The organism is Methanococcus voltae PS, assembly GCF_024807035.1.
Lineage (GTDB): Archaea > AGJL01 > Methanococci > Methanococcales > Methanococcaceae > Methanococcus > Methanococcus voltae.
Genome location: NZ_JANUCQ010000001.1, coordinates 613422 through 625981 on the forward strand (window position 1 = coordinate 613422; position 12560 = coordinate 625981).

Genomic DNA, 12560 nt, shown 5'->3' on the forward strand with positions numbered 1-12560 from the left:
TTTTTTATTATTTTTTAATTTATTCACTTTTATAGATAATTTCTCCGCAATCATTTGGCTTTTTAAATGGTAATTCCACTTTTTTAAGTAATTCTATGAATTCTAAGACTTCAGGGTCGTTTATTTTTTCATTTCGAATCAATAAATCATAATTTTCATCTGCAAGTTTTATAAATTCCAAATTATATTTTTCAGCAATGGTTTTAATCCCTACGCCCATATCGACTTTATCAGTAGCAATCGAAGCTCCAACTGCTGAATGAGTTTTAGCCTCTAAATCATAGCCATTAACATTAGATTTGTTTATTTTATTATCTTTTAAAAATTTATCGAATAAAACTCTTGTACCAGCACCTTTATTTCGATTAATAAAGTCAATTTCTTTAGCAACAGGGGATTTTAACAATTTTAAGACATCTTCAATAGTTTTTAATTCAAACCCTACTTTTTCAACTAATTCTTTTTTAAAGATAAAACCCTGTTCTCTAAGGTATCCCCTAACCAAAGAAGCATTTTTTACGCCGTATCTTTTTAAAAATGGTATGTTATATTCTCCGTCATTTCCAAGCAAGTGAATACCTGCAATATCTGCTTCTTCTCTTTTAATGGAGCTAATACCACCTAATGAACCTACATTAATTGTTTTAGCTATTAAATCACTTTTTTGTAATATATAATCTATTCCAACGCAGTGGCTACCAATAATATTGAGCCCTAATTTAATATTTCCAAATAAGTGAACGTCAACAACTTCATCTTCCAACATCTCTTTATTTTCCGGTATTATAACGTATCCATCCGCATATGTGAGAGAGGTGATTGCACCGCTACCTTTTACAATTGGATATACGCCATAACCGTCTAAACCTTTTATAATTGACACGGGCAAGTATTCTTCCCTTCCTTTTGCTGAAATATAACGAGGATGGAAGTGTGCAGTTAATAAATTCCCTTTTTCATTAAATAATACGTCAAAAATGGTTAAACAAGATGTTGGGTAACCAGGTAATCCCACAACTAATTTATGTTTGTTATTATATAGGATTTGCCCGATTATCGTAGGCTTTCCAGGTTTTATTTTTATGCCGTGAACTAATATTTCACCGCCTAATTCCTCTATAACTGTGCTAGTTAAATCTCCAACCCCTGCAGAAGTTCCTCCACTTAATATAATGACATCTTCGTCCTTATTTAGTGCATTGGTAATTTTTTCTTTTAAATCTATTTTATTATCTCCAACAATTCCGTAAAAATTAAAATTCCAGCCATTTTCTTGTATTGAAGAAGCCAAAGTGTACGTATTTACATCATATATTTTGTTAGGTTTTAAATTATCCCCTAATTCTTGCAATTCGTTCCCTGTGGATATTAAACCAACATTTAAACTTTTTTCCACCTTTATTTTATCCATCCCAATGGCTGAAATCGCGCCAATATCTCGGGCAGTTAATTTGGTGCCTTTTCTTAAGATTAATTCACCAACCATAATGTCGCTACCGCAATATTGTATATTTTCGTGAGGAGCTACCGCATCATAGATTTTTATCTCATTTTCGGCAATTTGTTCCGTATATTCTACCATTACAACCGCATCGGCACTTTTAGGCATAGGTGCACCAGTAGCTATCTCAATACAGGTTTTTTCGGTTAATTTTTTATCGCTAAAAGCTCCGGCTTTAACGCTATCTATAACTTTTAAAGTTATAGGGTTGCTTTCATCAGCTTCGTAGGTATCTTTTGCAAGTACTGCGTAGCCATCCATACGTGAGCGGTCAAATGGGGGTACATCTACAGCTGAAACTATGTCATCTGATAGTATACGACCATTTGAGTAAATTAAATCAATTTCTTCGTTTTGTAATTCGCTTAGTTTATCCATTATAATTTTTTTTGCATCTTTTATCTCTAAAAGTTCTAAATATCTCATAAAAACACCGTATCTTTTTAAATATTTTCATATATGAGTAAATAATGAAAAAATAATTTCTATAAATTAAATATATTGCTTAAAAGATTTATTACTTTTTATTTAATTGTAATTAAAGAAAATAAAATAGAATAATAATAGAATAATAATGGATTAAAACATAATAAAAATATAATAAAAAAAGGAAAAATAAATTAATAGGTATTTATTCAAATAGTCAAATATTCAAATAGTCATTTAGTTACTGCTAATCACTGATACAACATCGTCTTCAACTTTAACGTTGTAAGTGGTTATTTTTTCAGCGTCAGTGTTTTCTTCGCCAAAGTATTCTCTAATGATAAGTTTACTATCGCCTGATTTTGTAGCATTGAATATCCAGGTTATATTTAATTCATCGTCTGCGTTAGACACTGTTTCAAAGTTTAAAACTTCTTTATTGCTAATTTCAATAGCGTATCCTGCGTAATTTTTAGGCATTGCATGGGTAATACTTAATTCTTCCCCTACTTTAACAGATTTGTTTTCTGCTACTTTTTCAGCATCTTTTAAGTCAATATATACGTCGTAGTATTCCACTTGTGTAACTTCGTTTGCTGGAGATACTAAATAGTATGTTAATCTAACAGTGACAGATTCTGAACATTTGTAGGTCCATATTCTGTTACCGCCTGCACCAACGACAACGTCTTTTGTATCTTCTGCATTCTTTTCATTAATGAATTTTGAGGAAACGAGTTCTAAAATTTTAGGTGCGCCGTTGTCAACTACCCATTTGTAACCTGTTGAAGGGTTTTCAGGTAATGAAACTTGCATCTCATCGTTTAATAAAACTACTTTTGTATTATAGTTTCTGGTAATGTTAGGATTTTTTGATATTTCGTATCTGTCAATTTTTATAACATTTACGATACAGGTATATTCTTTAACTTCGCTATTATTTTCCCAATTTCTTTCATATTTGAATATAATTTTAGCTTGACCTGCTTTTTTACCTTCAATTAAGAATGAACGGGTTCCTGGAGCACCATCAAGGTCTGATTCAGGAGCTATATATTTATCTTCGATAATTTCGATAGCATCTTTATCACCTTCAATGGTGTAATTCCATCCATATCCAGTTGATGGATTTTCTTTTAAATTTATTAACGTTTTTCCAAGTGTTGGAATTGTTTTGCCGAATGTCATTGTTTCGACATGCTGTGTAATGTTTACTTCACTGTATTTTGAAGAATTTGATGTATCATCCGGGTTTGTAGATTGATTGATTTCCCCTGTAGGTTGTTCCGTAACACAACCTGATACCAAAATTGCCAAAATCACTGCGAGTACTGCAAATAACTTTTTGTACATACTTCACCCCTATAAACTAGCTTTTTTAGTAGATTGATTATCTTGCTAAGTTTATTACATGAATATTATAATATTTACCTTATAAATACATTTTTAATTAGTATGGCGATTAATAATTATTGAAAAATTAATAAGTGTAATATCTAAATTAATTGATTATATGTGTTCATAAACTAGTAATAAGAAAAATAACAACATAAGAATAAAATAATTATAAAGTAAGAATATAAGAATAAAATAATTATAAAGTAAGAATATAAGAATAAAATAATTATAAAGTAAGAATAATAATTAAAAATTAACTAATTTAATTAATTAAATTAATTATATATTTTCCGCAAGTATCTCTAGAGCTTCTTCTTCCATAAAGTGGAGGTTTCCAAGAACTATAATACTGTGTAATGGAGCCCCAAAGTCTTGTTTTATCAAATCTTTTATTTTTCCATAGACTAATTTAGGTTTTAAACTACCTGCTCTAGCCACTACTAAAACTTTCGTATCTTCACTCAATAAATTCTCTTTTCTTCTTTCTTCGATATCTAAAAGCACCTGTAAACCTTCATTAGCTGTCATAAATTTATTTTCATGTGCGTGAATATCTAAAAGACATAATGTGTGATAGCCCAACGATAAGTTATCTTTTATAACATTGTACGGCGTTTCTGGGAAATAATTAGGTTCTGGAAATACTATGGACGTAGTTTTACCAAATTTATAGATTTGTAAACCTGTGATACCAATAGCAGAATATATTGACGGAGCATTGATAATAACAACTTCAATACCTTTCTTTTTGGCTTCTACTGCAATATCTACGTGTGTAGTAGCAACCATTGGGTCGCCCGCAGTTAAAAACATAATATCCTTGTCTTTTGACTCATTTATTAATTTTTCAGTCTCGTATTCTACTTTTTCACGGTCTAATACGTGTATCTTTTTTCCAAGCGTTTCTTCGATTGTTTCTAAAGTTGTACCTGTTAAAATAGCCGTATAAAACTCAGCATAAATTTTATCGGCTTTTTTAGCATGTTCAAGTGTTTTTAAGGTCAAATCTTTTTCGTCGTAGAGCCCTAATCCTGCCATAATTAACATATTATCACCATTTTATTAATATTATAATTTATAATATTGGTAATTTAATAATTTAATATCCTTATTTAATTTATTAATTCCATCTATATATCTTAATATTTTATTAAAAAAATCGATGTAAAATTGATTATTTTATCCTATTTAATCGTTTATTGATTATTAAAGTATTTATATTATAGTATTCATACGTAAAACTTATTGAAAATTAAAATAATTTTTATTATATAATATTGGATAGTATTTGATAAAGTATGACTAATAAATATACGATTGTATCATAAATATAATTAGTACTCTTAAAAATATAATTATAAAATGTACATAGTATCTAAGTTATCTAATCTAAATTGTTAATTTTCTTTTATCTTAAAATTTATTGATTTATATAATTTACGGCAAAAAATATAATTCAATTAATTCAATTAATTCAATTAATTCAAAGTAATTCAAAGTAATTCAAAGTAATTTAAATTTAAACTTTTCACGGTGTATATTATGGACAATTATATAATGTTATTTATTGTTATGCTCTTAATTTTCATATTCCCTCAGATTTTAAAGCGATTTAATATTCCAGGTATTACGGCAATGATGTTGGCAGGTATATTCATAGGGCCTTACGGTTTAAACTTAATACCTATGAGTGACGCGCTTATGCAATTTGGTGCATTTGGCATGTTATTTTTAATGTTTTTAGCAGGCTTAGAGGTGGATAACGATACTTTAAAAGCAGAATTTAAGAACTCCACATTTTTAAGTATATTTTCAATGGTAATTCCTGCAATTGGCGGTTATTTTGTAGCCCAACTCTTTGGGTTAGATTTCATTGGCTCTCTTATCTATGCAGTCATATTTTCCTCACACTCCGTAGGAATTGTTTATGGGCTTATGGATGAGTTAAACATGATTAAATCAAAACTCGGTACGACTTTATTAAGTGCAACGGTTATTGTAGACCTTTTAAGCCTTATAATAGTTTCCATAATTGTTAAGGTAAACGAAACAGCAGGGGGCTTAAATTCAGAAATATTCCAGTTTATGGGCTTGGTTTTACTTTATATTGTAGGACTTTTACTCATAATCCCATTGATGTCCAAGTACATTTTCAAAAAATTAGAGGAATTACACGTTCCTAAAATACACTTTATACTCTTATTGATACTTATTTCAATCATAACTGGAGAATATATCGGAATACATCCAATTATCGGGGCATTTATCACAGGGATAGCCGTTTCAGAAGAACTTACCAAAGAAGAACACGACACTTTATTAAATGAAAATTTAAATGCCATAGGTTATGGGTTATTTATTCCATTATTCTTCTTAACGGTGGGTATGAACACCAATATAAGTGTTTTAACGGATTTAAGTAATATATCCTTAATAGCAGTAGCTGTTTCCGTTTTAGCAATATTAAAAACGTTTTCCGGTTATATATCTTTAAGGATGTTAAAATACAACACTAAAAAAAGCTTTTGTGGAGGGGTTTTTACAGTACCTTCTCTTTCAACCGCACTAGTTGCAGCAACACTCGGTTTAGAAATGGGTATTCTCCCATATCCTTATTTCGTTGCAATTGTAATATTATCTCTCATAACCTCTACAATACCACCAATATTCTTAAAGAGCTATGTATTGAAAAATAAAAAAGAATTTGTCGAAGAATAAAATAATAAAATAAAATAATAAATGAAAAAATTATAAACAAACAAATATTAAAAAATAACAATAAAATAACAATAAAATAACAATAATAAATAAAAAAGAAAGAAGAAATAATAATCAATTATTCTTCAATATATCCTAATTTTTTTAACAATGGGTCCGCAGATTTAAAGTGTAAATCAAGAGCCACATCTTTTGGTGACATATTCATAGCCAATCCTAAAAGCTGGGAATAGTGTATAACTGGCAAATTATATTGTCTTTTAAATGTTTCCTCGATTTCAATTTGTCCCCTGTCAAATTGTAAGTGGCAGAATGGACATACTTCAGTTACACAATCTGCTCCTGCAGCAATCATATTTTTAATTTTAGTTTCAGACATTTGGAGAGCAACTTCTGGGTTTCTAGCCCTTACGCCACCACCCGCACCGCAACACATATTTTTATCACGGTATGAGATTGATGTAGCACCTATGGCTTCAACAAGACCGTCAAGTGATTTGGGAACCTCTGAACTTTCAATATGTTTTACATCAGTAGGTTTTAGGTAGTGGCAACCGTAGTGAACAGCTACATTTGCATCTAATGGATTTTCTACTCTATCGGCGATGTATTCAGTACCCAAATCAAAGTAAAGTACCTCGGTCAAGTGTCTAACGTTTGTAGTACCTTTATATTCTAAACCGTGCTTTCCTAATACTTCGTTTACTTTTTCTCTTGCGGTTTCATTGTCTTTTAAAATATGGTCAGCTTCAAATAGCGAGCCATAGCACCCATTGCAGATGGTTAGGATGTCTAAATCTTCCTGTTCAGCAAGTACAATGTTTCTTGCTGCAATTGTTAACCACGTCATCAAGTCAAATGAACCAAATACCCCCGGAGCCGGACAACAAGATGCTTGTTCAAATGGTTTTAACTTTAAATCTAATTTTTCAAGAGCTTTGTATGTTGCACTTTCGATACCAGGATATCGATTAGGTGCAATACAACCAAGGAAAAATACATATTCGTCTTTCATATCCTTATTTCTGGCATTCTCCATTAAAATCCCCTCAACTATATAAATACTTAATTTGATTAATACACTATAAATTATAACTTATTTTTCGTATATTTTAGGATATAATTTATTATCTCATAAATTAGTAATTATTCACTAGCATATTTTAAATCTAATTCTGTTAATTCCCCTGTTTCTTCGCAGATACCTACTTTTTTACAGAAATTCAAATCGCTCATAATATCTTTAATCATTTGTAAAGCTTCCGGATATTTATGGGTTGTCGGTGGAACTTCTGTCAAACCCAAGTCAAGTCTTGCTTTTTTCATTTCAGCATTTACTGGCACAGCGTGACCTGTTTTGAAAACGTAAAGTGACGTTTTCCTATGTGGTTCAGCAATATATCCTTTTTCTGACGCTAAGTTTCTAATTACTTTGATTAAATCTGTTATTTTAACTTCCCTAGGACATTTCTCGTAACATTCGTAACAAGTCGTACACATCCATAAGTCGTCACTAGATAGCAAATCTTCGTCGCCTAATAAAGCTTGCCTAATTATTTTTCTTGTCCTAAATCCTGTTATCCTACCACTTGGGCAAGCTCCCGTACATGTACCGCATTGGTAACATCTTTTAAATGAATTACTTTTATCTTCTCCCAAAAAATCAATTCCTGCATTCACAATTGCTTCTGAAAACTCTTTATTGTATTCATTGGATTTTAAAACCATTATTTCACCCCTAATTATATATTTTTTTTAAGCCTTATTTATATACTGTTACTATGTTTGGATGTAATACAATTGTATAATATTACGAAAACTCCTCGGAATAAGGATTAATTATACAAATGTATTTATGTAATTGCGTATAGGTATAAATAATGTTAAATTGGATATTAATAAATTTAATAGCTTAATAAAAATAAATGTAAAAAAAGTAACGTAAAATCATTAAAAAATTAAAAACAATCGGGATAATATGGATAGCATAACATTTTTAGAATCTGCACTAAATTTTATAATAAATAATATAATAAATAATATAATAAATAATATAATAAATAATATAATAAATAATATAATAACAATTAATATAAACTCCAATTTGGAATCATATTTAAATATGAACCTTATTTCATTAAATTTTGATAATATAACCTATATAATCTTAAAATCTTTTGAAAAATCATTTAATTTCCTAAAAGATTCTATTTTATATATTTTAGTCGGATTTATAATTTCTGCATACTTAAAGGTAAAATTAAAAGGAGATTTAAGGAAAAAAATTGTCCATAATTTGAATTATTCAAGTTTTTCACTTTTGAAATCTTCATTAATGGGTGCAATTTTACCACTATGCTCTGCAAGTGGCGTGCCTGTAGCCAATGCAATGAATAGCAAAGGCGTAAATATGGGTACAAGCATGGCATTTATCATATCTGCAGCATCCATAACTCCCATTGGTTTTTTTATGACTCTTTCCATAATTGGATATAAATTAGCTATCTATCAAGTGATTTTATCCATAATATTATCCATATGCGTTGGTATTGTATTTTTAAAGGATAAATATACTCCTTATTTTAAAGAAGGGAAGCAAAAAGAACACAATTTTACGTCAATATTGTTAAGTCAGTTAAAATTTATAATGCCCTCCATATTAATTGGATATATGCTATCGGGACTTTTTGCCACGTTAATTCCAACTGAAGTTATTGTTATGCTATTGTCTAACAATTTAATTACGTATTTCGTAATTTCAGCAATCCGATTGGTTATATTTTTATGTCCTTACGCACTAATACCATTAATAAATAATTTCGCAATTGAGGGGATTCCAAAAGGTATAATCTTATCTTTCTTAATATCGGCACCTGCTACAGGTTTACCCATGATTTTAGCTTTAAATAAATGTTATGGATTAAAAAAGACTCTGAAATATCTTATTTCCATAATAGTAATTAGTGCAATATTGGGACTTTTATCTGATACATTTATTTTTTAATTTTAATTTACGAATTATTAAATAATTTTAATAAGAGTCTAACATTTTTATATATTTAATATTATATCTTAAAATAGGTTTAAAATTTGAAGGGAAGGCGGTAATTTGAAAAATTTGGCTGAGAGTAACGAAGATGTTAAAATAAATAAAGATAGTTCGCATAAGGGTAAAAAGAGTACTTTAAAAAAGATTAGGGACTTTACGGTTAATAATGGCAGATATTTATTCTTTTTAGCAGGTATATCATCTGTTATTTTTGCAATATTCCGATGTATATATGTAGTACCATTTATCGCTTGCGATTATTGTAACCATTATGAATGTCCCCTAAAATATACGCGTACCCCGTTATTAGTGGGTGTTTTAGGATATATGGCAGTTTTTAAGGCAGATTTTTGTACAAAAATATGTCCTTTCGGAACATTAAACCATATTTTATTTAAAATACGAATGAAAATCTCGAAAAAAACATATAATTTATCCAAACATAAAACCTTAAAAAATATTATAATGGTTTTAAAATATTCTATATTCTTATTTGCAATCATAGCAGCGTCTTTAAGTATGCGTTCTTATTTATTGAACCCTTACGGAAAAAACAGGGCTATTGCAGGTACTTATATTTACGACATCGCTGTAACTGCAATATTGCAAAATGCTAGAATAGCTTTAGTAATTTTGGGATTGCTAGGCGTCATATTTATAGCTCGTTTCTGGCGTAGGTACTTATGTCCTTATGGAACAGGTATTGAAACCGTAAAAAAAGGTTATAAACTATGTAAGTCATGCAAAAGCTGTAAAGTTAAAAATACTAATAAAAAATCTAATAAATAAATATATAAATATATAAAAAATAAACATAATAAATTTAATTCTCCTTTTTTATAATTTTTAACCCTTTTAGTCTTTTTAATCCCCTTATTTAACAGATATTTCGCATATATTTCACGTGCTATTCGTAACATTTATATAACTAATCTATATAATTAAAGTTATCTTAATTTTATTAAAATTTACTTTAATATAACTAAAGTAAAAAATAATAAAATAAATAATAAAATAATTAAAAAACTAATCAGAAATACGGGTAAAATTGGTGAATTATGGATAAAAAATATATATTTTTGATGTTGGCATTCTTAGGACTATTATTTGTACTATCTATCTTTAGTTTAACCGTAGGAACTTCAAATATACCATTTTACCAAATTTTACAATATCTACTAACCGGAACCACAGGTACTGAACTTACAGACACCATACTTTTTAAAATCCGTATATTACGAACGTTAGGCGCCATTGTAGCAGGTTTTGGAATATCTACAGCAGGTATCTTAATGCAAAGCTATTTTAGAAATCCTTTGGCAGACCCTTATTTAATGGGCGTTTCAAACGGTGCTACATTGGGGGTAGTGCTTTATGGCTTTACATCGGTTTTACTATGGTCAAATTTACCTAAATCCTCTATGGGTATGATATTATCCGCTTATGTAGGTTCAATAATTGTTATGTCGGTTATATCCACCATAGCAAAATTTTCTCGTCAAACTTCCACGTTGCTGATTTCTGGAATAATGATTGGTGCAATTACTTCCGGAATAACCACCATGCTCATTTATACTGGTGATATGTTAGGTGACGATAATTCCAAGCTCAGTCACTTTTTCAGTTGGGGAATGGGGTCAGTATCTAATTTAACAGTTGATTATCTGATTATAATGGCGGTAATTGTTATCCCATTAATCTTTTTAATATTGATATTGCTTTCAAAAAAACTTGACGCAAATATTTTAGGGGATAATTACGCTAAAAGTGTCGGTTTGAATGTAAAATCTTTCAAAAGGGTGTTAATCTCATTATCCTGTATGCTTACGGCTACAATTGTCGCATTTACTGGCCCAATAGCTTTTATTGGAATGTTTACGCCCATTATATCTAAAATAATTTGTGGAACATCAAAACATTCTAAAATAATACCAATGTCTGCAAGTTTGGGTGCAATATTCCTGTTAATTGCCGATATAATTGCTAGACCAAGTGTAATTATCCCACACGGTACGAGTACACTTCCGTTACTCTGTCCGCTTTCAATTATGGGGGCGCCAATAGCTATATACGTGTATACTAAATCTAAACAGTTTAGAATGTAGTGTAATAAATTAAAAAGTAATAATCTAATAAAAAATAAAATTAATAAAAAATAATAAGAAAGTAAGGATAAAATAAGAATAAAATAAGAATAAAAGACCAATACCTAATTTTTAGGTGAAAATGATGGATAAAATCCAAAATAATAAAAAAATGGGAATTTTAAATTCTTTAAAAAACATGCAAAATAATAAATTTTACAAATTATCGATTATTATAATTTTACTACTATCCTCAATAGTATTTTTAATATTGGGGCTGTATTATGGGGGTAATGCCAAAACTATATCCTTAGATGACGTTACAAACTTTGTAATTCACCAATCAACCGGAGATATGTTTAAAGATACTCTTCTAAAAGAAGTCCGATTTCCCCAGATATTAGGAGCTATAGCGATAGGGATAACTCTTGCAGGTAGTGGTTTAATGTTACAGATATTATTTAGAAATTTGTTAGCTTCCCCGTATACCACGGGTATATCTAGCGGAGTTTTACTAATGGTTTCTTTTGTAATATTCGCAACTTCGCTTTCAAACTTATTCAAGGTTTTTGGAACTGCAGATATATTAATAGCCGGTTGGATGGGTGGTATGTTATCTACAATTATACTTATAAGTATTGCTTTTAAAGTAAAGGAATCAAACAGTGTAATTATAATTGCATTACTCGCAAGTTACTTATTTAGTGGTATACGGTCCTATTTAATCCACAGTTCGGATAATTTATTGATAGATGAATATTTTGGCTTTGTAGTAGGCAATTTGTCAAAATTAACATTTGACGCGGTTTATCCCATGGCTTTTGCTACGGTAGTGTTTATTATTATGTCATTATTTTTAATAAAGCCTTTAAATGCCTTGGTTTTTGGTGAAAACTATGCAAAGAGTTTTGGGTTAAGCATAAAAAAAATTAGAATAGCAATATTACTATTGACTTCATTCGTAGTTGGTTTAATTATACCCTACGTAGGTTTGATGGCATTTGTTGGGATATCTGCCCCTTATCTGGCGAGACCGTTACTTAAAACGTCTGATAATACCTATTTATTACCTGCAAGTATGTTAATAGGAGTTTTATTAATGTTATCTTGCCATATCATAACTTTACATTATTATTTGCCATTCAAATGGATTTTTAATGTAAAAACAGCATCAGTTTTGCCAATAAGTGCAGTTTTGGATGTATTTGGTGGCATAATAGTTCTATATTTGATAATGCAGGGCGAAAAAAAATTAATACTTTAAATAATTATTAACTCTATTTTTATTATTATTTTACCCTTTATTTATTTTTTAACTACTTTAAGTTATTTTCATCGCACATTATTTATATGAATTGATAAATAATAGAATAGTTATTAATTT

The 12560-nt window shown here is 29.4% G+C and carries 10 protein-coding genes; 5 read left to right on the plus strand and 5 right to left on the minus strand.

Features of this window, described 5'->3' with window-relative positions; all coding sequences use genetic code 11:
* Positions 1-19 precede the first annotated feature (19 nt).
* The 3 genes from M2325_RS02860 to dph5 form a co-directional block, all read right to left on the minus strand.
* Positions 20-1927 carry a molybdopterin biosynthesis protein gene (locus M2325_RS02860; protein WP_259050755.1) on the minus strand — a complete coding sequence of 636 codons (1908 nt, stop codon included), beginning with the start codon at positions 1925-1927 and terminating at the stop codon, positions 20-22.
* A 237-nt stretch (positions 1928-2164) separates the two neighbouring features.
* Positions 2165-3280, minus strand: a complete 1116-nt coding sequence (locus M2325_RS02865) for a protease inhibitor I42 family protein (protein ID WP_259050757.1) — start codon at positions 3278-3280, stop codon at positions 2165-2167.
* Positions 3281-3604: 324 nt separating this feature from the next.
* Complete coding sequence (gene dph5 / locus M2325_RS02870) at positions 3605-4372, minus strand: diphthine synthase (protein WP_209631534.1); 768 nt, start codon at positions 4370-4372, stop codon at positions 3605-3607.
* A 495-nt stretch (positions 4373-4867) separates the two neighbouring features.
* Between dph5 and M2325_RS02875 the strand changes: the two genes are divergently transcribed.
* Positions 4868-6043, plus strand: coding sequence for a cation:proton antiporter (locus M2325_RS02875; protein WP_209590628.1), 1176 nt, complete (start codon positions 4868-4870; stop codon positions 6041-6043).
* Between the two features lie 118 nt (positions 6044-6161).
* On the opposite strand, the gene hdrB is transcribed toward M2325_RS02875, so the two are convergent.
* Together hdrB and hdrC are read right to left on the minus strand one after the other, a co-directional pair.
* A complete protein-coding gene (gene hdrB / locus M2325_RS02880; protein ID WP_245314017.1) occupies positions 6162-7082 on the minus strand; it encodes a CoB--CoM heterodisulfide reductase subunit B in 921 nt (306 codons plus the stop codon).
* A gap of 107 nt (positions 7083-7189) precedes the next feature.
* A complete protein-coding gene (hdrC, locus tag M2325_RS02885) occupies positions 7190-7771 on the minus strand; it encodes a CoB--CoM heterodisulfide reductase subunit C (protein WP_209590629.1) in 582 nt (193 codons plus the stop codon).
* A gap of 250 nt (positions 7772-8021) precedes the next feature.
* Between hdrC and M2325_RS02890 the strand changes: the two genes are divergently transcribed.
* The 4 genes from M2325_RS02890 (at position 8022) to M2325_RS02905 (ending at position 12440) form a co-directional block, all read left to right on the plus strand.
* Positions 8022-9047 carry a permease gene (locus tag M2325_RS02890; protein WP_259050759.1) on the plus strand — a complete coding sequence of 342 codons (1026 nt, stop codon included), beginning with the start codon at positions 8022-8024 and terminating at the stop codon, positions 9045-9047.
* Positions 9048-9152: 105 nt separating this feature from the next.
* Positions 9153-9881 carry a 4Fe-4S binding protein gene (locus tag M2325_RS02895; protein ID WP_259050761.1) on the plus strand — a complete coding sequence of 243 codons (729 nt, stop codon included), beginning with the start codon at positions 9153-9155 and terminating at the stop codon, positions 9879-9881.
* Positions 9882-10150: 269 nt separating this feature from the next.
* On the plus strand, positions 10151-11197 hold the full coding sequence (locus M2325_RS02900) for a FecCD family ABC transporter permease (protein ID WP_209590632.1): 1047 nt from the start codon (positions 10151-10153) through the stop codon (positions 11195-11197).
* A gap of 124 nt (positions 11198-11321) precedes the next feature.
* Positions 11322-12440, plus strand: a complete 1119-nt coding sequence (locus M2325_RS02905) for a FecCD family ABC transporter permease (protein ID WP_209590633.1) — start codon at positions 11322-11324, stop codon at positions 12438-12440.
* Positions 12441-12560: the final 120 nt, after the last annotated feature.

Excerpts from the sequence above, each read along its gene's own strand:
- M2325_RS02860 (WP_259050755.1), bottom strand. The coding sequence starts at position 1,927 with ATGAGATATTTAGAACTTTTAGAGATAAAAGATGCAAAAAAAATTATA.
- M2325_RS02865 (WP_259050757.1), bottom strand. The coding sequence starts at position 3,280 with ATGTACAAAAAGTTATTTGCAGTACTCGCAGTGATTTTGGCAATTTTG.
- dph5 (WP_209631534.1), bottom strand. The coding sequence starts at position 4,372 with ATGTTAATTATGGCAGGATTAGGGCTCTACGACGAAAAAGATTTGACC.
- M2325_RS02875 (WP_209590628.1), top strand. The coding sequence starts at position 4,868 with ATGGACAATTATATAATGTTATTTATTGTTATGCTCTTAATTTTCATA.
- hdrB (WP_245314017.1), bottom strand. The coding sequence starts at position 7,082 with ATGGAGAATGCCAGAAATAAGGATATGAAAGACGAATATGTATTTTTC.
- hdrC (WP_209590629.1), bottom strand. The coding sequence starts at position 7,771 with ATGGTTTTAAAATCCAATGAATACAATAAAGAGTTTTCAGAAGCAATT.
- M2325_RS02890 (WP_259050759.1), top strand. The coding sequence starts at position 8,022 with ATGGATAGCATAACATTTTTAGAATCTGCACTAAATTTTATAATAAAT.
- M2325_RS02900 (WP_209590632.1), top strand. The coding sequence starts at position 10,151 with ATGGATAAAAAATATATATTTTTGATGTTGGCATTCTTAGGACTATTA.
- M2325_RS02905 (WP_209590633.1), top strand. The coding sequence starts at position 11,322 with ATGGATAAAATCCAAAATAATAAAAAAATGGGAATTTTAAATTCTTTA.